20 protein-coding genes are annotated in these 21,001 nt (G+C 63.3%); 4 read left to right on the plus strand and 16 right to left on the minus strand.

What is annotated here, in order from left to right; all coding sequences use genetic code 11:
- Positions 1-9: 9 nt before the first annotated feature.
- The 8 genes from PRJ_RS14165 to PRJ_RS14195 all read right to left on the minus strand — a co-directional run bounded on the left by PRJ_RS14165 (position 10) and on the right by PRJ_RS14195 (position 6,926).
- Positions 10-816 (minus strand): CpsD/CapB family tyrosine-protein kinase, encoded by an 807-nt coding sequence (locus PRJ_RS14165; protein WP_104961749.1) that lies wholly within the window; start codon positions 814-816, stop codon positions 10-12.
- A gap of 11 nt (positions 817-827) precedes the next feature.
- Positions 828-2,390 carry a Wzz/FepE/Etk N-terminal domain-containing protein gene (locus PRJ_RS14170; RefSeq protein WP_104961750.1) on the minus strand — a complete coding sequence of 521 codons (1,563 nt, stop codon included), beginning with the start codon at positions 2,388-2,390 and terminating at the stop codon, positions 828-830.
- Between the two features lie 19 nt (positions 2,391-2,409).
- The gene (locus PRJ_RS14175; RefSeq protein ID WP_019438668.1) at positions 2,410-3,525 is read right to left on the minus strand and encodes a hypothetical protein; all 1,116 of its coding nucleotides are present in this window, start codon (positions 3,523-3,525) and stop codon (positions 2,410-2,412) included.
- Between the two features lie 24 nt (positions 3,526-3,549).
- Positions 3,550-4,107, minus strand: coding sequence for a polysaccharide biosynthesis/export family protein (locus tag PRJ_RS14180; protein ID WP_014591044.1), 558 nt, complete (start codon positions 4,105-4,107; stop codon positions 3,550-3,552).
- A 264-nt stretch (positions 4,108-4,371) separates the two neighbouring features.
- Positions 4,372-4,548 carry an EPS-associated small membrane protein EppA gene (gene eppA, locus PRJ_RS30075; RefSeq protein ID WP_004374238.1) on the minus strand — a complete coding sequence of 59 codons (177 nt, stop codon included), beginning with the start codon at positions 4,546-4,548 and terminating at the stop codon, positions 4,372-4,374.
- A gap of 248 nt (positions 4,549-4,796) precedes the next feature.
- Entirely contained in the window at positions 4,797-5,339 is a 543-nt protein-coding gene (locus PRJ_RS14185; RefSeq protein ID WP_104961751.1) for a helix-turn-helix domain-containing protein, read from the minus strand.
- 196 nt (positions 5,340-5,535) lie between these two features.
- Positions 5,536-6,192 carry a CoA transferase subunit B gene (locus PRJ_RS14190; RefSeq protein ID WP_010954014.1) on the minus strand — a complete coding sequence of 219 codons (657 nt, stop codon included), beginning with the start codon at positions 6,190-6,192 and terminating at the stop codon, positions 5,536-5,538.
- A 35-nt stretch (positions 6,193-6,227) separates the two neighbouring features.
- Positions 6,228-6,926: a CoA transferase subunit A gene (locus PRJ_RS14195; protein ID WP_004374230.1), complete on the minus strand. Its 699-nt coding sequence runs from the start codon at positions 6,924-6,926 to the stop codon at positions 6,228-6,230.
- A 140-nt stretch (positions 6,927-7,066) separates the two neighbouring features.
- On the opposite strand from PRJ_RS14195, the gene PRJ_RS14200 reads away from it, so the two are divergent.
- Positions 7,067-7,972 (plus strand): LysR family transcriptional regulator, encoded by a 906-nt coding sequence (locus PRJ_RS14200; protein ID WP_104961752.1) that lies wholly within the window; start codon positions 7,067-7,069, stop codon positions 7,970-7,972.
- Complete coding sequence (locus tag PRJ_RS14205; protein WP_104961753.1) at positions 7,960-8,781, plus strand: aldo/keto reductase; 822 nt, start codon at positions 7,960-7,962, stop codon at positions 8,779-8,781. The genes PRJ_RS14200 and PRJ_RS14205 overlap by 13 nt, the downstream gene beginning before the upstream one ends.
- Before the next feature lie 338 nt (positions 8,782-9,119).
- Here the strand turns inward: PRJ_RS14205 and PRJ_RS14210 are convergent, their stop codons facing one another.
- The 4 genes from PRJ_RS14210 to lexA are packed head-to-tail and all read right to left on the minus strand — an operon-like array spanning position 9,120 to position 14,859.
- Positions 9,120-12,200 (minus strand): error-prone DNA polymerase, encoded by a 3,081-nt coding sequence (locus PRJ_RS14210; protein ID WP_104961754.1) that lies wholly within the window; start codon positions 12,198-12,200, stop codon positions 9,120-9,122.
- Positions 12,197-13,615 (minus strand): DNA polymerase Y family protein, encoded by a 1,419-nt coding sequence (locus PRJ_RS14215; RefSeq protein ID WP_104961755.1) that lies wholly within the window; start codon positions 13,613-13,615, stop codon positions 12,197-12,199. The genes PRJ_RS14210 and PRJ_RS14215 overlap by 4 nt, the downstream gene beginning before the upstream one ends.
- Before the next feature lie 6 nt (positions 13,616-13,621).
- Positions 13,622-14,242: a translesion DNA synthesis-associated protein ImuA gene (gene imuA / locus PRJ_RS14220; protein WP_104961756.1), complete on the minus strand. Its 621-nt coding sequence runs from the start codon at positions 14,240-14,242 to the stop codon at positions 13,622-13,624.
- Positions 14,242-14,859, minus strand: a complete 618-nt coding sequence (gene lexA, locus PRJ_RS14225; protein WP_012052394.1) for a transcriptional repressor LexA — start codon at positions 14,857-14,859, stop codon at positions 14,242-14,244. The genes imuA and lexA overlap by 1 nt, the downstream gene beginning before the upstream one ends.
- Positions 14,860-14,950: 91 nt before the next feature.
- Between lexA and PRJ_RS14230 the strand changes: the two genes are divergently transcribed.
- Positions 14,951-15,634, plus strand: a complete 684-nt coding sequence (locus PRJ_RS14230; protein WP_104961757.1) for an HAD family phosphatase — start codon at positions 14,951-14,953, stop codon at positions 15,632-15,634.
- Here PRJ_RS14230 and PRJ_RS14235 read toward each other — a convergent pair.
- Genes PRJ_RS14235 through PRJ_RS14250 form a run of 4 tightly spaced genes read right to left on the minus strand, consistent with a single transcriptional unit; the run spans position 15,631 to position 19,926 of the window.
- On the minus strand, positions 15,631-17,016 hold the full coding sequence (locus tag PRJ_RS14235) for an aromatic acid/H+ symport family MFS transporter (RefSeq protein ID WP_104961758.1): 1,386 nt from the start codon (positions 17,014-17,016) through the stop codon (positions 15,631-15,633). The genes PRJ_RS14230 and PRJ_RS14235 overlap by 4 nt on opposite strands.
- Before the next feature lie 44 nt (positions 17,017-17,060).
- On the minus strand, positions 17,061-17,387 hold the full coding sequence (locus PRJ_RS14240) for an NIPSNAP family protein (RefSeq protein WP_004374204.1): 327 nt from the start codon (positions 17,385-17,387) through the stop codon (positions 17,061-17,063).
- Positions 17,387-19,102 carry an FAD-dependent oxidoreductase gene (locus PRJ_RS14245; RefSeq protein ID WP_104961759.1) on the minus strand — a complete coding sequence of 572 codons (1,716 nt, stop codon included), beginning with the start codon at positions 19,100-19,102 and terminating at the stop codon, positions 17,387-17,389. Before PRJ_RS14245 ends, PRJ_RS14240 begins: the two co-directional genes overlap by 1 nt.
- Positions 19,099-19,926, minus strand: coding sequence for an SDR family NAD(P)-dependent oxidoreductase (locus tag PRJ_RS14250; protein ID WP_004374198.1), 828 nt, complete (start codon positions 19,924-19,926; stop codon positions 19,099-19,101). Before PRJ_RS14250 ends, PRJ_RS14245 begins: the two co-directional genes overlap by 4 nt.
- Positions 19,927-20,102: 176 nt before the next feature.
- Between PRJ_RS14250 and PRJ_RS14255 the strand changes: the two genes are divergently transcribed.
- On the plus strand, positions 20,103-20,975 hold the full coding sequence (locus PRJ_RS14255) for a helix-turn-helix domain-containing protein (protein ID WP_104962880.1): 873 nt from the start codon (positions 20,103-20,105) through the stop codon (positions 20,973-20,975).
- Positions 20,976-21,001 lie beyond the last annotated feature (26 nt).

Raw genomic sequence — 21,001 nt, forward strand, 5'->3', positions numbered from 1 at the left:
CCAGGGGGCTCAGTAATAGGTGCGTGGCTGTTCGTCAGCCTTGTTCAACACTGTCCCGATCAGGTTCACCGTGCCCAGGTGATGCAGGCAATCCTCGATTTCCTTCTTGTTGTTCATTCCGTTGGCCACCACCAGCAACACGCAGTCGAACTTGGGCAACACGGTGATCGCATCGTCCGAGCTGAGCAGCGGTGGCAAATCGAAAATGCAGATGCGCGATTCGTAGCGGTTGCGCAAATCGCCAATCAGGTTGTTCACCTTGGGCGAGGACAGCATCTCGGTCGACAGGGGCACGGGTACCCGCGTTGGCAGCACCACGAAGCGCGGCAAGGTGGGGTTGACCAGGCAGTCCTGCAACTCGGCCTTGTCCGTCAGAAACTCGTTCAGTGCCTGCTCCATGGGCAGGCCCAGGTAACTGCCGACCTTGGGCCGGCGCAGGTCGAAGTCCACCAGTAACGCAGTCTTGGTGGTGTGGTGGGCAATACTCATGGCCAGGTTGATCGACAGCATGGTCTTGCCCGCTTCTGGCGTTGGCGAGGTGATGGCCAAGGTACGCCAGCCGTTCTCGTCCATGGCCCTGAGCACCTGCGTACGCAAAAGGTCGATCGGCCCGTTCATGTTGGAGTTCTTGTTGTATGCCACGATGCGGTTACGCTCCAGGTGGTCTGCACGCAGCGGTACCACCTTGGTGTTCACGTAATCGAACTGACCCGGCACTTCGGCCAGCGCCGTACCTGGGGCGGGAGACAGTGCCTGGGGAGTACCTGGGGTAACCTGATGAATATTGTTGCCAACAGCCGGCTTGATCCTGTCCATCACTGCTTTCCCTATACAAACCGAGACATGACTTTGTACAACAGCACATCCAGTGGCATGTAGAACACGTGCACCAGCCCTATCATGATAGCTGCCAGCGCCAGTGCCGCCAGGATCAGTCGATTGCGCCAGCGCTTGCGTCGGGCGACGTCGGCCCGGGTATCGATATAGGGCAGTGCCACCAGCACTCGTTTGCCCAGCAGGCTTTCCAGGGCGCCCACGCCACGCACGCGCTGATTGAGCATTTCCAGCAGCATCACCAGCGCACCGCCACCGGCCGGTGCCAGCACCAGGCCCAGCGCAGCGATTTTCTTGCGGTTAGGCTTGATCGGCTTCTCAGGCAACAGGGGAGGCTCCAGCAGCACAAAGCGTTCAGCCTTGTTCTCCTGCTCCAGGCTTTCGGTAATCTTTGCGCCCATTTCCTTGGCACGAATCTCTTCGTATTTCTTGCGCGCGTTGTCGTGGTCACGCATCAAGGTCACCAGGCCACGCTCGACCTGCGGCGCCTCGAGGATCTCGGCTTCGTAGCCTTCCATTTTCCGGGTCAGCTCACGCTTTTGCTCTGCCAGCGAGGCAATACGCACCTGGGCGGCGCTCATCTTGGCGCGGACACGGGCCGCGTCGAGGCTGACCGTGGACACTGCCGCAGTGCGCCCCCCACTGGCTTCGAGCGCCTGGATCTTGCGCTTGACCGCCACGACATCCGGGTGGGCGTTCTTGTAGCGGGTCAGCAGCTGCGCGTATTCGGCTTTCAGGCTTGGCAGGTCTTCGGGCAGGTCGGCACGGGTTGACCGGGTGCCTTCGGCAACCTTGGTGGCAAGGCCGGCATTGGCCGCAGACAGCTCCAGTTCCAGGTAGCGCAGCTCTTCCTGGGCAGCCTTGTAGTCACGGTCGACCTCACGGAATTCCAGCTCCGCCCGCGACAGCATGTTCATGCGCAGGGTCTGGTGCTCGGGCAAGGCATTGGCGTGGGCCTGCTTGAAATCGGCCAGCTGGTTTTCCAGGCTGGCCAGCTCGGCACCCAGCTTGTTGGCTTCCTGGGTTAGGAATTCGGTGGTTTCGTTGGCCCGCTCGGTGCGCTGCTTGAGGTTTTCGTTGAGGAACAGCGTCACCAGTTCATCGGCGACTTCCTTGGCCACTTGTGCCTGCTTGTGCTCGAACGAGACATTGAACGCCACGGTCGCTTCACCACGGCCGCGCACGTAGGTGGTCAGGGTTTCGACCACGATCGCGTTGCGCATCTGGTCGATCTTGTCGCTTTCGCTGAAGCGCTTGTCGGGGAAGAGGTCGTACTTGGCGATGATGCGCAGCAGGTTGTCGCGGGTCATCACCCGTTGACGGATCACCTCGATGCGCTCATCGGCAAAACTGGTGTTGTTGGTCGACACCAGCTCAGGCGAAATCTGCTGCGACTCCACCAGAATGGTGCCGGTCGACTGGTAGATCGGCGGCACCATCAACGCGACGGCCACGGTCGCGGCGAGAATGACTGCGGCACTCACCCCTAACACCAGGGCCCTGTCCTTGATAATGGCGATGTAATCTCTGAGGGAGAGCTCGTAGTCAGACTTCATAGGGCCACCTGCCTGAAGTTCAGATGTCGGGGTACCTGTACGTCAACGTCAAACCAACGATCGTAGCGGTCGCATCCGGTACATGGTCCTGCTGCCGTTCCTTGTACATCAGCGACAGGCGCAGGTCCCAGTAAGGCGAAAACTGGCGGCTGGCCCATACGCTGTAAGTCTGCAGCGTGTTGGGCGACTGCCCTTTGCTGTCTTGCCACGCGGCGTCGGCGCCCACCCGGGACAACTCGGTCAGCGCATAGCTCCACACACCACGCACCTGGTCCAGTTCGGCGAAGCCGCCTTCGGCGCTCGCCACCGTGCTGCGCTCGGCGGTAAGACTGGCATCGGCACGCGGGCCGGTGTACAGCAACGCAACCCCACCCTCCCCGCGCCGGCCACCGTCGTCACCTGACACTTGGTTGACGCCAACATGGGCATCGGCGCTCAAGCCTTCGGCAAGCTGGTATTTGATGCCGACTGCCGGGCTGTAGCTGTTGGAAGCGGTCGCGGTAAGGTCCTCTTCGGGCTCATAGCGCCGGGCACCAAAACGGGTATACAGGTCAGCCCGCTCACTCCAGGCGTAAGTCCAGGTAAAGACGTTCGCCAGTTCGTCGTAGCCCGTCAGCGTGCTGATGTCGTAACGGGCACGGCTGTAGGTGGTTTCGTTGCTCAAGGTACTGCGCTCGGTCACCGCCTGGCTCCAGTTGCCAGTCAAGGTGTAAAGCTTCTGTGTACCGTCGGTAGTAATCACCCCGGTATCCAGTACTGTGCCCGACAGCGTCGAGCTTTCGTTGTAGCGCCCCACCAGGCCGAACCGCCCCCGCTCGGTGGTGCGCTGCCAACCCAGGCTGATATCAGGGTCTTCACGGTCATCGACGATATCCGTATCGGACGAGCGCAGCACATGCATGCCAAGCCCCAACCTCAATTCGTCACGGTCGAAAGTACCAATCAGGGTGTAATCCGGCGCGATGATCGTGCGCGTTATGCCCTTTTCCCCCGAGGTCAACAGCAATGGGTTGCTGTCGTATTCGACGGATGTCGGTACCACCACCGTAGACTGCCAATTTGCCGCCAGTACCGCGTCCGTGAACGGCAAGACCAAGATTGCCGTTGCAATGCGAGTTGTTCTAAGAAGAGGCATTAAATGTTCTTATTAAAGGCAAGATCAAGGAACGACCAGCGTATCGCCAGCCTGAAGTTGGATGTTGGTGGACATGTCCCGCCCAGACACCAGGTCCTTATATCGCACGGGCAGGATCTTTTGGGAAGCACCGGTGCCGCGGACCACCTTGATTTCGCTTTCATCTGCAAACTTGTCCAGGCCACCCGACATGCTCAGCGCCTGCAATACCGCCGTGGGGCCTGCCATTTGCACGGGCCCAGGTTTGATCACTTTACCCTGTACATAGACCATGTTGCCGGCAATGCTTTTGACGACAACGCTGACGTTAGGGTCGGGGAGGTATTTTTCGAGTTTGGCAGCGACCTGCTTTTCGACTGCCGTCACGTCCAGCCCGGCGACATCGATGCGCCCGGCCAGGGGGAAGGTGATACTGCCATCGGGAAGTACGGTGGCTTCTTGACGCAGGCTGTCTTCCTGCCACACCGATACCATCACCACATCGCCGGGGCTGAGCAGGTAGGCAGCACTGCTCTGGTCGGCGTTACCGGCGCCAGACCACACCGTCAGCATGCAGAAAGCGGCAAACATTGAACGCACCATGAGGGTCCCTCCGGCCAAATGGCCCGACAAAGAGCACTGAATGAGAACAACACACCAACTCTCGCTCCGCTTCACGGCGCACTGCTGCCGCGATGGCCTCGACCTTCCTGGAGGCCCTTGCCTTGACGCTGCAGACGTGGCTGCAACGCCTTGTAAATGTTGGTCCTACGGGCTACTGGGAATATAGCAACGGTTGGAGAATTCACAAGCCATGCCTGTGGCTTCGCGGCAAGGAGCAGTCACTTCAGGTACAAGGCAGCCGGTTCAGATCTTTCTGCGGTTGGCAACGGCAACAAAACCGACCACAGCAAAGGCAAAGAACCAGCCAGCAGTTGAAACAGGAATGATACTGTTCTGATTTATATACGAATCTGCCGCGCGGGCAGCACCACTTAGCATCACCAGCAAGAACATCGATTTGATTATCAGAGTCGTGCGCATACTCCCCTCCTAAAAACAGGAAAATCAATGAGTTATTAGAGCGGTGCTGCGGGTGTTGTTACATGTTTGATTTGAGCTTATGGGCACAATGACACTACGTCAATGATCCGACACCATAATAAAATTCAATGGGCGATGGGCGCATTCGTCAAAAAAACGGCATGCAGATTATGCAAGGGAGGGATGATGCGATGAACATGGCGTTTCACAGCTGATAACACGTGGGGGCATGATTGCCCCCTGCGCTTTCATTCGTCTGCGTGGTGAACCACAACCAGTAACTGCGCCGGTGTCGCACCTACCGAGCGCAGCCGGTGCGGTGTCTGGGCATTGAAATGCAGGGCGTCGCCCTGCTCCAGCAACACCCGCTCACTCATGAAATCCACTTCCACCTGGCCTGCGTGAACAAACAGGAACTCTTCGCCCTGGTGTTCCTTGAACGTGGGGTCGCTGAACTCGGACGGCGGCTGAATCAGAAACGGCAGCAGGCTGCGCTGGCCGACCTGACTGGTGAGGGCCGCGTACCCCGGCCCTTGCCCATCGCCAACCAGGGCCTGGCGCTCGGTACGGCGCACCAGGCTGTAGCGGCTCTGCCCGGCCTGCTCTTCGGCGAACAGCTCTTCGACATTGACGTTCAGCGCCCTCGCCAGTTTCAGCGCCGCAGCGATCGAGGGCGTGTTGAGGCCGCGCTCGACCTTGGACAGGTAGCTTTTGGTCATGCCAGTCTTTTCGGCCAGCATTTCCAGGGTCATCCCCAGTTTCTTACGCAGCAGTTTCAATCGGATAGACATGTGACGCGGGTTTCCCAGGCTGAGGCAGCCATGATACGCGTCTGAAAGCTGACGCCAAGCCTGCAGAGGCCTTGAATCAAGGCATCACTGGCGGTAAGGCAAAGCTTCGCGCTATAGGGGTGGCGAGTTGGCCACCCCTAACAGGCCCCTTCGCAGCACAAAGCTGTGCCTACAAGGGGCAGTCTGTAGCGGGCAATCAGAATGTCATTTCCTTCACATCATCCGGCACGATCAGCTTGCCAGCGGTTTTCTCGATGATTTCCTCGACGCTGACCCCGGGTGCGGTCTCGCGCAGGATGAAGGCGCCGTCTTCGATTTCCAGGTAGGCCAGGTCGGTCAGCACCTTGCGGATGCAGCCCGCACCGGTCAGCGGCAGGCTGCACTTTGGCAGCAACTTGGACTCGCCGTCCTTGGAGGCGTGGGTCATGGTGACGATGATGTTGTCGGCGCCGGCCACCAGGTCCATGGCCCCGCCCATGCCCTTGACCAGCTTGCCCGGAATCATCCACGAGGCGATGTTGCCCTGCACGTCCACCTCGAAAGCCCCCAGTACGGTCAGGTCGACGTGGCCGCCACGGATCATGGCGAACGATTGTGCCGAATCGAAAATCGAGGCGCCGCGGCGGGCGGTGACAGTTTGCTTGCCGGCGTTGATCATGTCGGCATCGAGGGTGCTTTCGGTGGGGAATTCGCCCATGCCGAGCAGGCCGTTTTCCGATTGCAGCATCACATCCATGTCGGCGGGTACATAGTTGGCCACCAAGGTGGGGATGCCGATGCCCAGATTGACGTAGTAACCGTCCTTCAGTTCACGGGCAACGCGTTGCGCCATCTGTTCGCGGGTCAGTGCCATGGTCAGGATCTCTTTATTGTTCGGGTGGATGGCGCTCAGGCCTTGACGGTGCGCTTTTCGATACGCTTTTCGAAGGTGCCGACGATGACACGGTCCACGTAGATGCCCGGGGTGTGGATTTCGCTTGGCAGCAGCACGCCGGGCTCGACGATTTCTTCCACTTCGACCACGGTGATCTTGCCGGCGGTGGCCGCCAGCGGGTTGAAGTTTTGCGCAGTGTTGCGGTACACCACGTTGCCGTAGTGGTCGGCCTTCCAGCCCTTGACGATGGCGAAGTCACCGGTGATGGATTCTTCCAGGATGTACTTGCGGCCCTTGAACTCGCGGACTTCCTTGCCATCGGCAACCGGGGTGCCATAGCCGGTGGCGGTGTAGAACGCCGGAATGCCGGCACCACCTGCGCGCATTTTTTCGGCGAGGGTGCCCTGTGGGGTCAGCTCCACTTCCAGCTCGCCACTGAGCAACTGGCGTTCGAACTCGGCGTTTTCGCCCACGTAGGAGGCGATCATCTTGCGAATCTGCCGGTCTTCCAGCAGCACGCCCAGACCAAAACCGTCCACGCCGCAGTTGTTGGAAACCACGGTCAGGCCCTTGACGCCGCGCCGCTTGATTTCGCTGATAAGGTTTTCCGGGATGCCGCACAGGCCGAAACCACCGGCCAGTACCGTCATGTTGTCGGTCAGGCCTTCGAGGGCCTGTTCATAGGTTGCAACGCGCTTGTCCAGTCCGGCCATGCTGATCCGCCTTTTGTAGTTGTTTAACCGACGAGGCTGTCGGTGAGCGTGTGCAGACATCTTCACCGCAAGCGACTGATTTGTTAATTTTGTTTTCGTCATCGATTGATAATTTTTACAAAACAAACGATAGGCCCGACATGAACGTCAAACAACTGCGCGCCTTTGTCGCCGTGGCCAAGTACCAGAGCTTCGCCCAGGCCGGTGAACACCTGCACGTTTCGCAACCGGCACTGAGCCTGACCATCAAGGCGCTGGAAGAAAACCTCGGCGGCGCCCTGCTCAGCCGCACCACGCGCAGCGTCAGCCTGACTGCCGAAGGCGAAGTGCTGCTGCCACTGGCACGCCGCCTGCTGGCCGACTGGGACGACACCGAAGAGATGCTGCGCCAGCGCTTTACCCTGCAATTGGGCCGTGTGTCAGTGGCGGCCATGCCGGCTTTTGCCGGCAACCTGTTGCCCCACGCGCTCAAGGTGTTTCGCCAGCGCTACCCCAAGGTCAACGTCACGGTGCACGACGTGATCAACGAACAGGTACAGGAACTGGTACGCCATCGCCGCGTCGAACTGGGCATCGGCTTCGAGCCGGATAACATCGATGGGCTGGACTTCCACCCGTTGTACATGGACCGCTTCGTTGCGGTAGTGGCCGCCGACTCGCCCTTGGCGCTGCTGCCCCAGGTCAGCTGGGCACAGCTGATGGCCGAAGATTTCGTGGCCCTGCAGCGCCCTTCGGCGGTGCGCCTGCTGATGGAGCAGAATGTGGCGGCCCGCCACGGCAAGCTGGCAGTCGCGTTCGAAAGCCACCAGCTGACGACCATCGGCCGCATGGTGGCCAGCGGCCTGGGGGTCAGTGCCGTGCCGGCGCTGTGCATCAACCAGATGCAGGAGCTGGGTGCCCGCTGCGTAACCTTGGTCGAGCCCACAGTCGAGCGGCGCATCGGCGTGATTGCCCTCAGCGAGCACAAGCTTTCCACTGCAGCGCAAGCATTGCTTGAGGTGCTTCTTTCCAATACCCGGATCCCGGAGGTGACATGCGTTATGTAAGTCTGGCAGGCACGAGCGTTCCAGCCATCGGCCAAGGCACCTGGTACATGGGCGAAGACCCAGGTCGCAAGGCTGCCGAAGTCGCGGCGCTGCAACAGGGCATCGAGCTGGGCCTGAACCTGATCGACACCGCCGAGATGTATGCCGAAGGGGGGGCAGAAGAGGTCGTTGGCCAAGCCATTGCCGGGCGCCGCGACCGGGTATTTCTGGTCAGCAAGGTCTACCCGCACAATGCCAGCCTGCGCGGCATGGCGGCTGCCTGCGAACGCAGCCTCACCCGGCTGGGCACCGATTGCATCGACCTGTACCTGCTGCACTGGCGTGGTCAGCACCCGCTGGAGGAAACCGTCGAAGGCTTCGAGCGCTTGCGCGAGCAAGGCAAGATCAAGCGTTGGGGCGTGTCCAACTTCGACGTCGACGACCTGCGCGAACTGCACAACCCTGATTGTGCCACCAACCAGGTGTTGTATAACCCGGCCCAGCGTGGCATCGAATTCGACTTGCTACCGTGGTGCGAAAAACGTGGCTTGCCGACCATGGCCTACTGCCCGCTGGCTCAGGCCGGGCGCTTGTTGCAGCACCCGGTACTGGCGGAAATCGCCGAGCGCCATGGCGCCACACCGGCCCAGGTCTGCCTGGCCTGGGTGACCCGCGATGACGGCGTGATCGCCATCCCCAAGGCGGTGGCGCCCGAGCACGTGCGGCTCAATGCGGCGGCGGGAGCGCTGACCTTGACCGGTGAAGACCTGCGGGCGATCGACCGGGCGTTCCCTGCACCGACGCGCAAGCAGCGGTTGGCGATGGTGTAACCGGCGAGCGCAAGCTGGACCAGCAGGCGACCTCTGTGGGAGCCTACATGCCCGCGAACACGGGCAAGGCCGGTGCCATGCAACGCGGTGGCTGCTTCGCGGGCTCGCCCGCTCCCACAGGACCGCGCAAGTACCGAGCGTTGAGCAAGCCTTGAGCAAGCCTTGAGCAACTGCGCCACCCACCGCTGCCGATCGCCAAGCGCAATCTGGCCCAGGACGCGACCTTTGTGGGAGCGGGCATGCCCGCGAACACCGGCAAGGCCGGTGCCATGCAACGCGGTGGCTGCTTCGCGGGCTCGCCCGCACAGGAAACCGTGCAAGTACCGAGCGTTGGGGTTTCAGTGGAAATCCCGACTGCGCACATCCAGCCCTTGCAACAGCGGACTCACATCCTCCAACCGCCGCGCAATCAGGTGCCGCACCCCATTCTCCTGCTCCAACCGCCCACTGACCTTGAGCAACTGCGAACCCACCAGCGCCCGCCGCTGCCGTTCGGCCAGCGCACGCCACACCACCACGTTGACCATGCCATGTTCGTCTTCCAGAGTAACGAAGGTCACACCGCTGGCGGTTTGAGGCCGTTGCCGGCCCACCACCAGCCCGGCCACGGCAATGTTGTCGCCATGCTCCACACCCTGCAATTCACTGGAGCTGCGACACCCCAGCGCCCTCAGGCGAGCGCGCAACAGGGTCAACGGATGTGGGCCAAGCGTAGTGCCGAGGGTTTGATAATCGGCCATCAGGTCCTCGCCCACGGTTGGCACGGGCAATTGCACCGGTTCTTCAGGCAAGGCCTGCACATCGGCGAACAACGGCAGCTGCGGCTGCACCGCCGCCACCTGCCAGCGCGCCTGATGCCGATCACTGGCCAAGGCGCGCAGCGCACCGCCATCAGCCAGGCGGGCACGGGCCCGTGCGTCCAGGCCGGCGCGCAGGCACAGGTCTTCGACGTTGCGCCACGGCCGCTGCGCCCTCGCCTGCTGCACGCGCCTGGCATCGGCTTCGGCCAGGCCACGCACCAGTCGCAGGCCCATGCGAATGGCCAGGGTGCCTTCAGCATCAGGCTCCAGGGTGCAGTCCCAGTCGCTGTGGCAGACATCCACCGGCCGTACCTCGATACCTTGGCGGCGAGCCTCTTGCAGCAGCTGATCAGGGCTGTAGAAGCCCATCGGCCAACTGTTGACCAACGCACAGGTGAAAATCGCCGGCTCATGGCACTTCAGCCAACTGCTGGCATAGCACAGCAAGGCAAAGCTGGCCGCATGCGACTCAGGGAAGCCATAGCTGCCAAACCCCTTGATCTGCTCGAAGATGCGCTCGGCAAACGCCAGCGTGTAACCATTGCGCAGCATGCCCTGCACCAGCCGTTCGCGGTGCGGTTCCAGGCCGCCGTGGCGCTTCCAGGCTGCCATGCTGCGGCGCAACTGGTCGGCCTCGCCCGGGGTATAGTCGGCCGCGACCATCGCCAGCTCCATCACCTGCTCCTGGAACAGCGGCACGCCCAAGGTACGTTCGAACACTTCCTTCAGTTGCGGCGACGGATACGTCACCGGCTCCTGCTTCAGGCGCCGGCGCAGGTACGGGTGGACCATGTCGCCCTGGATCGGCCCGGGGCGGACAATGGCTACCTCAATGACCAGGTCGTAGAACTTTTGGGGCCGCAGCCGCGGCAACATGGCCATCTGCGCGCGCGACTCGATCTGGAACACACCCATGGTCTCGGCGCGGCTGATCATGGCGTAGGTGGCCGGGTCTTCGCTGGGGATGGTCGCCAGGGTCAGGTGCCGGCCACGGTGGTGCTGCAGCAGGTCGAAGCAGCGACGCAAGGCGCTGAGCATGCCCAACGCCAGTACGTCGACCTTGAGCAGGCCGACCATGTCCAGGTCGTCCTTGTCCCACTGGATCACCGTGCGCTCCGGCATCGCGGCATTCTCCACCGGCACCAGCTGGTCGAGCGGTTGCTGGGAGATGACAAAACCGCCCGGGTGCTGTGACAGGTGCCGGGGGAAGCCGATCAGTTCGCCGGCCAGCACCAGCACCCGCCGCAGCGAAGGGCTGCCCGCTTCGAAACCGGCCTCGGCCAGGCGCTGGTCATCGGGTATGCGATCGCTCCAGCGACCACAGCATTTGGCCAGGGCATCCACCTGATCGGCAGGTAGCCCCAGCACCCGCGCCACATCCCGCACCGCACCGGCGGCATGGTAGGTGTTGACTACCGCAGTGAGCGCCGCCCGGTGCCGGCCATAGCGACGGAACACATACTGGATCACCTCCTCGCGCCGGTCGTGCTCGAAGTCCACGTCGATGTCCGGCGGCTCGTTGCGCTCGCGCGACAGGAAGCGCTCGAACAGCAGGTGGTGTTTCATGGGGTCAAGCTCGGTGATGCCTAGCACGAAGCACACCACCGAGTTGGCTGCCGACCCCCGGCCCTGGCATAGAATGCGCTGGCTGCGGGCGAAGGCGACAATGTCGTGCACCGTCAGGAAGTAGCTTTCGTAGCCCAGCTCTTCGATCAGCCCCAGTTCCTTGGCAAGCACATCCCGCACCTTGCCACTCGGCCCGTCTGGCCAGCGCAGCGGCATGCCTTGCTCGCACAATTCGCGCAGCCAGCTTGCCGCGGTATGCCCCTCGGGCACCAGTTCGCGTGGGTACTGGTAGTTCAGTTCGCTCAGGTCAAACTGGCAGCGCCGGGCAATGACCAGGGTCTCGGCCAGCAGGTCGAGCGGATACAGCTCGGCCAGTTGCGCCTGGCTGCGCAGGTGCCGTTCGCCATTGGCAAACAGAAAGCGCCCGGCCTCGCTCACCTGGCAATGCTGGCGGATGGCAGTCATGCAGTCCTGCAAGGCACGGCGACCACGCACGTGCATGTGCACGTCACCACAGGCCACGGTGCGAATGCCTACATCAGCCGCCAGTGCCCGCAGCCGTTGCAGGCGCACGGCATCGTCACTGCCCCGATGCAGGTGCACGGCCAGCCACAGGCGCTCAGCGAACACACTGCGCAGCCACGCGCCGGTAGCGGTATCGCCACTGTCAGCGGCCACCCACAAGGCCAGCAGGCCTTGGTGGTGCAGCAGCAAGTCATCACGAAACAGCTGGTACGCACCCTTCTCTGCCCGCCGCCGGGCACGGGTGATCAGGGCGCACAGGTTCTGGTAACCCGTCAGGTTTTCGACCAGAAGCACCAGCTTGGGCCCGTCGCACAATTGCACCTCGCTGCCGACGATCAGCCGCAACTGGTGCACCTTGGCTGCCTGCCAGGCGCGCACGATACCGGCCAGCGTGCATTCGTCAGTGATTGCCAAGGCCTGGTAGCCCTGCTCGCGCGCACGCCGGAACAGCTCGTCGGCGCTCGATGCACCGCGCTGGAAGCTGAAGTTGGAAAGGCAATGCAGCTCGGCATAACCCGGGATGTTCATGCGAACCAACCCTGCAGCCAAAGCGGGCCGGCCTGGCTCAGGTCGCGGTAGGCCCAGCCGCGCAGGCCGTCACGGGTTTCGATGCGGTAGTAGTCGCGACGCACATCGCCGCCATCCCACCAACCTGATTCGATGCGTTCGGCATAGCCCTGCACCTGGTAGGCGGCGTCATCCAGCGCGATCGGTGCCGACAACAGCCACCCTGGGCGGCTGCCCGGTGCAACGGGCATGTTGCCTTGGGCCCCCTGCTCCGCCAACTGCCAGGCGCATTCGGGGCGGTGATCGGCGGCTGCACCAAGCCCCTTGACGGCCTCATCCCCCAGGCGGGCGCGCAACCGCTCGCGCAATTGCGCCCAGGGTTGCGCCTGTTGCGCCCGCGGGTCGAACAACGCCTGATGCTGTGGCACGAAGGGTGGCAAGTCTTCGGCAACCAGCCGCAGGTTGCGCACCGGTGCGGGTATGCGCAGCGGCTCAAGGCGCGCACGGGCCAGCTCGAACAGCATCGCAGCATCGCGTTCGGCCGCCAGCAGGCCCACCTTGAGCAGGGTATCCGGCCCCTCGGCGTGCTCCAGATGCAGACAGAAGCGCTGCACGCCACAGTCTCGCCCGGCCAGAAATGCAGCAAGGTCGTTGAGCATGCGCCGCAGCGGGAACAACAGCGCCTGGTGCGACTCGACGTCGAAATTGAGTTCCAGCCGGGTTTCGAAACGGTCCGGTGGCTGGTAGAAGTCCAGCCCCAGGTTGCGCTGGCCGAGCAACTGGTCGAGGTGCAACTGCACCTGGGCCGCAAAGCGCCTGGCCAAGGTATCGCGGGGCAAGGCCAATACCTGGCCCAGCTGGTGCAAGCCCATGCGGGCAAACGCTTCGGCCGCCTCTGCCGGCAGGCCGACGCGCGTGATGGGCATGCCAAGCAGCGCAGCTCGGGTGGCGTCGACATCGCCCACGGCCAGGCCATCGTGGCCATTGGCGAGCATGCGAGCTGCCACCGGGTTGCTGGCCAGGACAATGCGTTGGCGCAGGCCGAGTTCTGCCAATTCCTGACGCAGACGCGCCTCGAACAAAGGCCAGGGCCCGAACAGTTGCAGGCTGGAGCCCACTTCCAGCAGCAGCGCCCGTGGGTAATGCAGGCTGACCTGGGCACTGAAGCGGTAGGCCCAGGCCGCCAGCAGCTGTTGCACCTGATCGATGCGTTTGGGGTCGGCTTCGACACAGGTGAAGCCATCGGCCAGGGCACGCGCTGCGGTCAGGGTTTGCCCGGCCCGCAGGCCCAGTGCAGCGGCCGCCGGGTTGACTGCCTGCAACACGCGACGCTGGGTCGGCCCGCCAATCAGCACCAAAGGCGTGTCAGGGTCGTCACGCTCACGCAGGACGGTGTCCAGCGCAAGCTGCGGGAGCAGGATGCAGGCCCAGAGCATGGTGCATCAGCCCCGCCCCGGGCAGGGAATAGGCAGCGCTGGAGGCATGCCACCCCGGCTTTTCAGCACGCGCCATTGCGCCGGGCGTGTGTCGACTGCAATGCGCAGCGCTGCGGGTGAAGGGTTGTGCGACGCCTGCTGCGGCCTGCAGGCGAACGCCAGTGCCTGCCCGGTTTCGGCCGCTACCTGCAAGCGCCGCAGGGCGCGGTCATCGCCACGTTCCGGCCAGCACAGCACCGCCGCGCAACTGCCCGAGCGCAGGCACTGTTCGGCAGCCCACAGGGCATCGGCAGGCTCGGCATCCACCTGTACCAGCCAGCGCAGGTCCACCCCCGCTGCCTGCCAGGCCGGTGCAAAAGGGATGAAGGGTGGAGCCACCAGCACCACTCTGCTGGCTTCTGCACTCAGCCGGGCCAGGGTTGGCCACAGCAACTGCAATTCGCCACAGCCGGGGTTGGCCAGCAACAGCTCGCTCAGTGCTGCCGCCGGCCAGCCACCTTCCGGCAAACGTTCGTCGAGGGCAGGATGGCCGGTGGGCTGCAGCCCGAGTGGCCGTGCCTGGGCCTGCCGGCCGCGCCATACCCGGCGCTGCTCCAGCAGCCTGTCGAGGTCGACCACGGCGCCCATCAGTCGCGCCTCAGCAAGCCGCAGAACACGCCTTCGATGAAAAAGTCCTGTTCGGGCTGCACATCGATCGGCGCATAGGCCGGGTTGCGTGGCAACAGCCGGTAAGTGCCGCCTTGGCGTTGCAGGCGCTTGATGGTCACTTCGCCGTCCAGGCGCGCAACCACGATTTGCCCGTCGCGGGCGTCGGCCTGTTGCAGGATGCCGACCAGGTCACCGTCAAAGATGCCGTCGTCGATCATCGAGTCGCCCCGCACCTTCAGCAGGTAGTCGGGGGTACGGCGGAACAGGCTGGGGTCGAGCAGCAACTGCTCGTGGATGTCCAGGTCCGGGCCGATGGGGGCACCCGCCGCCACCTGGCCCAGCACGGGTATTTCGAGGATTTCCGGCCGGCGCAGCGGTTCGGCCAGGCGTATGCCCCGCGCCTGGTTTGGCGTGACATCGATGTAACCGGCCTGGCACAGGGCGGTGATGTGCTTGCGCGCAACGCTGCGCGAGGCAAAACCGAAGCGCGTGGCGATATCGGCCAGGCTCGGCGGCTGACCATGCTCGGCAATGCGCTCACGGATGAATTCGAAAATGGCGCGGCGTTTGGGGGTAAGAGTGTCCATGGAGCACATTTGTACTCTTTTCGGAGCACGCTGAACAGCCCCCTTCGTCGTCAGCTTTGGTTATGATCCCCTGGCTTGTGTTTTTTCATCTGGATATCCCATGCTGACCGCCCTGCTGTTCGACCTTGACGGTACCCTCACCGACACTGACACCCTGCACCTGCAGGCCTTTCGCCAACTGCTGCGCGAACACGACGGCCGCGAGCTGAGCCAGGCGCAGTTCGACGCCCAGGTCAGCGGCCGCGCCAACGGCGAGCTGTTCGCCGAGCTGTTCAGCGGCGCCAGTGTCGAACAGTGCCAGGCGTTGGCCGACCGCAAGGAAGCGCTGTTCCGCGCAATGTCGCCGTCGCTTGAACCGATGCCAGGCCTGTTGCGCCTGCTGGAGCATGCCCAGGCCCATGGCATCGGCATGTGCGTGGTGACCAACGCACCGCGGCTGAACGCCGAGCACATGCTGAACGCCATGGGCCTGGGCCAACACTTTGAACATGTGCTGGTGGCCGAAGAACTGGCACGGCCCAAACCGGACCCGCTGCCCTACCTCACCGGCCTGCAGCGGCTGGGTGCCGAGGCCGGGCAAGCGCTGGCCTTCGAGGACTCATTGCCGGGGACGGCCGCGGCCAGTGGCGCGGGGATCTTTACCGTGGGCGTGGCCACGACGCAGACCCCGGAGCGGTTGCTGGCGGCGGGCGCCAGGCTGGTTGTCGACGATTTCAATGATGCGGCGTTGTGGGCGTTGATCGAGCGTATGGCTTCAGATAAGGGGTGTGTTCCCGAAGGCTAGGGAGCGGGAGCCGAACTTGCTGGCGCTGCAGCCGGGGTGCCGGATGTACAGCCTGGAACGCTAAGCCGTGACGCCGCATTTCGCCCCTGCAGCCATACCGCCAAAGCCGCCAACCCTGCGGGTAGCAACAACGAAGCGAACACCTGGGCAAAACTCCAGCCCAGCGCCAGCATCTGTGCCCCGGCAAAGGCACTGAGAATCGCACCCAGGCGCCCGATGCCACTCATCCAACTGGCCCCGGTCGCCCGTGCTTCAGTCGGGTAAAAAGCCGCCGCCAGTGCATTCATCCCAACACTTGCCCCATTAAGGCCAAAGCCTACAGCGCTCGCAACCGCGCACAACCAGGCGAAGTCCGCAGCGACCTGACCAATTGCAAAAATCACCGCACCACTGAACAGGAAGGTCAGTACCAGCACGCGCTGCGCCGGGTAACGATCCATGGCCCAACCCACCGAAATTGCGCCCAACGGGCCGCCAATCTGGAAACAGGCCGTGACGATGGCCGCTTCGGCCACCGAGAACCCGCCCCCCTCCTTCACCAGCGTCGGCAACCAGCCGCTGAACAGATAGACCAGGAACAGCGCCAGCACGTACCCGCCCCAGAGCATGCAGGTACCAAAGCGATACCGCGCAGAGAGGATAGTGCCGATTGCACCGCCTGCAGCCTGGTCTTTACCGGGCAAGACAAAGTTCGTGTCGGCGTTGACATGCTCAGGTGCCAGGCGACGGACAATGGCCAGAATGCGCTTGCGGTCCGCCCCCTTGCTGACCAGGAACGTCACCGATTCCGGCAGGCGCCAATACAGCAACGGCAGGACCATCAGCGGCAACACCCCACCCAATGCCAGGACACTGCGCCAGCCCAGGTTCGGAATCATCCAGGCGCTGACGAAACCACCTGCCGCCGCGCCCAGGGAGAAGCCGCAGAATGCCAGGGTAATGAGCAGCGAGCGGCTGCGTGCCGGGGCATACTCGCTGACCAGGGTGCTGGCATTGGGCATGGCTGCGCCCAGGCCCAGGCCGGTCAGAAAGCGCAACGCGACCAGGGCTTCCAGGTTGGGTGAAAAGGCCGAGGCCAGTGTCCAGAGGCCGAACAGCAGCACGCTGCACAGCAACACCGCCTTGCGCCCGTAACGGTCCGCCAAGGGGCCGGCAATCAATGCGCCGAGTGCCAGGCCGATCAACGCGGCGCTCAATACCGGGCCCAGACTTTGCGCATCCAGGCCCCAATCGCTTTTCAATTGCGGGGCAATGAAGCCGATGATGGCGACGTCCAGGCCGTCCAGGGCGATGATGAGAAAGCCGAGGAACACCACCCATTTCTGGTAACGGCCGATGGGTTGCTGGTCGATCAGTTGGCGCACGTCGAGTGTGTTGTTCATAGGTATCACCTGTTGTTGTTTTTATGACGGTGTTTGTCGCAGCCCTAGTGGAAAAGGCTGGGTAAGCGCACAGGCCTTATGATGCGTGTTTCCTGAGCCACCACCAGGTCGCGGGTGGCATGCAGGTACGCGGCAAAGTCCGGGTCGGCATCCCGCGCTGCGCTGCGCTTCTCGAAGTCATCGAGGCTGTCATAGCCCCACAAGTGCACCACCTGGTTCAACGGCCCGATGCTGCTGGTGTAAAACGCCAGGGGTGCACCGAGGTGGCGCAGCAGGATCGGCATCGCCAGCTGGTCGAACGCCTCGAGAAAGGCCGCCATGCCGCGCGGGCGAATGGTGTAGATGCGGTGGTCGACCACAGGCTTGTCCATCACGCCACCTCCCGTGCGTTGCCCGCCGCCAGCCCCTGCTCGACACCCGCCAGATGGCGCCCGGTGATGTAGGCAAAGGTCATGATCGGCCCCAGGGTGATGCCCGCCCCGGGGTAGTTGCCGCCCATGATGCTGGCGCGGTCGTTACCCACCGCATACAGGCCGTCGATGACTTGCCCGTCGGCCGCCAACACTTCACCGGTCACACGGGTGCGCAGCCCGTCGAAAGTGCCCAGATCGCCCATGATGACTTTCACGGCAAAGTACGGTCCCTCGCCAACCGGCGCTACGCACGGGTTGGGTTGTTGCTGCGGGTCGGCCAGGTAGCGATTGAAGCTGGTGCTGCCGCGGCCGAACTGACGGTCTTCGCCGTGGACGGCGCCAAGGTTGTACTCGCGCACAGTCTGCTCCAGCCCTTGCGCATCGATACCGGCCTTGCCGGCCAACTCCGCCAGGGTCTGGCCCTTGAGCAGGTAACCGTTGCGCAGCAATGGCCCCAGCGGCATCGGCGCAGGCTTGGCAAAGCCCAGCCCGTATTTGGCCAGGGTGCGGCGGTCGCACACCAGCCACATGGCGGTTTCTGCCTGGTCGGAACACGCCTCGATCAGCGCTGCGCCTACGTCGTGGTAGGCATTCGACTCGTTGGTGAATCGCTGCCCTGAACGCAGCACGCCGATCACACCCGGTTTGTAGCGGTCGAGCAAATGCGGAAAGGCAATATGCCGCCCACCACCCACCGGCACCTTCGACACCGGCATCCAGGCTGCAGGTGCCTGCAGGCAGATATCGACCTTTGCTCCCAGCGCCTCGGCCATGCGCGCACCATCGCCGGTGTTGCCCGCTGGCACCGGTGAAAAATGCTCGCCGCCACGCCGTACATGCGGGTAGGCCTGGCGCAGCCGTTGCAGGTCATGGGAGAAACCGCCACAGGCCAGCACCACACCGCGCCGGGCCTCAATGCGCTGCTCGCTGCCGGCCTGCCCGGTCACCGCCCCCACTACTCGCGCCCCTTCGCGCAGCAACTGCCGCGCCGGGGTGCCTGTGAGAATCGGAATGCCCAGGTCCAGTGCCGAGCGTACCAGCCGTGCCGCCAGGGCATTGCCACTGGTGACCTGGGTGCCGCGTCGGTACAAGGCCAGCTCCTTCAAATGGGTCAGCAGGCGCTTGGCCACGTAGGTGAACGAGGTCAACGAACGGGTGACATTGAAGAAGTGCTTGAGGTCGGCATTCGACGAATTGAACATCATGCCGATGAAGGTGATGGTCTTCAGCGGCGGGCGCAGCCGCGCCATGTCGGGCCCCAGACCACGGATGTCGTAAGGTGCGGCCAGTATCGAGCGGCCCACATCGACGCCGCCTTCTACCTGCGGGTGATAATCGGGGTACAGCGTGGGCACGAACTTGACTGCCGTCTCGCGCTCGAAAAACTCAACCATCTGCGGCGCGTAGCGCAAGAATGCCTCCACCCCGGCCGCATCGAAGCAGGCACCTGTTTCGTTGCGCAGGTAGGTCATGGCCGCTGCTTGGCTGTCATTGCCCCCGTGCCGGGTGCCCGGCACCCACAATACGCCGCCGGAAAACGCCGTGGTGCCGCCGAAGCACTCCTCCTTTTCGATGACGATCACATCCAGGCCAAGCTTTTTCGCCGTGATGGCTGTCGCCAGGCCGCCAGCACCCGCACCGATGACCAGTACATCGCAGCTACGCGTATTCATTGGCCTGCCCCCTCGAAGCCAGGGCGCGGGATCAATGCCATGGGCATGCTTTCCAGTCCGCCATCCACGGTCAGCTCGGCGCCGTTGATATAGTCGGCGCGGCGGCTGGCCAGAAACAGCACGGCTTCGGCGATGTCTTGCGGCTCACCGATGCGCTGGTTGGCGGTCATGGCGCTACGCCGGCGCTCCACCTGTGGGTCGGCATAGAACGCCGCCGACAATGGCGTGCGGATCAAACCCGGGCATACGGCGTTGCTGCGCACACCACGCGGCCCCCATTCCACGGCGATCTGCCGCGACAACATGCTGACGCCTGCCTTCGCCGCGCTGTAAGCGCCACTGTTGGGTTGCGGGTAATGGGCTGCAATCGAGGCCACATGCACGATACGGCCCTGGCCGCAGTCCAGCATGGAACGGCCAAAGGCCTGGGCACACAAAAGGTAGCCACTGAGGTTGACCGCCAGCACCTGGTTCCATTGTTCCAGGCTTAGCGTGTCCAGCGCACCGGGGCGCAGCACGCTGGCATTGTTGACCAGTACATCGCAGCGCCCATGCAGCGCCTGTACCTGGGCCGCAGCCTGCTCCACGCTGGCCGGGTCGGCAATGTCGCAGGCCAGGGCACTGACTTCGCCTGCACTGTGTTCCCCCAGGGTGGCCGCCAGTTCGCGGCATTTGTCCAGGTCGCGGTCAAGCAGCACCACGTGGGCCTGCTGCTCCACCAAGGCTGCGGCCAACGCTGCGCCAATGCCGCCGGCCGCGCCGGTCACCACGCATACGGCCGACTCCAGGCCTAGCCACTGAGAAAGGATCTTGTTGTTGTGCATGCTGTTCTCCAGAGCGTTGCTTGTTCTGGGCAACAGGCTATGGCCGGCAGGCCCACCGGCAGAATGGACAAAACCTGCAACCAGCCCCACATTCCCGTCAATTTGCCCACTGCGCCCTGAAGCCTGCGGGCAGCTATGGCACAGTAGCGGGTACTGAACAGAACAATTACAACACCATGAACAAGATCCCCAATTACGCCCTGTACGGTGAAACCGCGCAGCCGGTGTGGCACGAAGCCTTGCATGTGGAGCAGATATCCCAGCGCTCTGGCGCGCACAACTGGGAGATTGCCGCACACCGTCACGAAGGCTTGCTGCAGCTGTTGTACCTGCAAAGCGGTGGCGGCGAGGTGCTGTTCGACAGTGACCGGTTTCAGGTTCATGCGCCCTGCGTGGTGTACGTCCCGGCGCAGGTGGTGCATGGTTTTCATTGGGCCAGCCAGGTAGAAGGCCAGGTAATCACGGCTGCGCAGCACCCGCTGGATAGCATCGCTCAGGTGCTGGCACCCAACGTGCGGGTGCAACTGCGCAAACCACAGGTGATTGCCCTGCCCCACTGGGCCGCCGATGAAGACCCGTTGTTGCCCCTGTTTCGGGCCCTGCGCGAGGAATACCACAATCGCGCCCGCGAGCATGTGGCCAGCAGCATGGCGCTATTGCTGGCACTGATGATCCATGTCCTGCGCCATGAGCCGCACATACCCGCAGGTGAGCAGCGCCCAGTATCAAGACGCAGCCAGCAACTGACTGCTTTTCGCGAGCTGGTAGACATGCACTATCGCGCGCACTGGCCACTGGCAGAATACGCCGCCGAGTTGGGCATGACCCTGGTGACGTTGGGGCGGTTGTGCCAGGAACACCTGGGCATGACGCCGATGAATGTGATCCATGCCCGACTGGTGCTGGAGGCCAAGCGCATGCTCGGGCATTCGAGCCTGAGCGTGAAAGAGATCGCTCATGAACTGGGGTTTGCCGATGTGGGGTATTTCAGCCGGTTCTTTCGCAAGCAGGCGGGGGTGAGCCCTAGCGGATTTCGGGAGGGCCAGTAACGCCCCGCAGGCTCTGTGGGCATTAC

The sequence above is a fragment of the Pseudomonas sp. XWY-1 genome (assembly GCF_002953115.1).
In the GTDB taxonomy this organism is placed as follows: Bacteria; Pseudomonadota; Gammaproteobacteria; order Pseudomonadales; family Pseudomonadaceae; genus Aquipseudomonas; species Aquipseudomonas alloputida.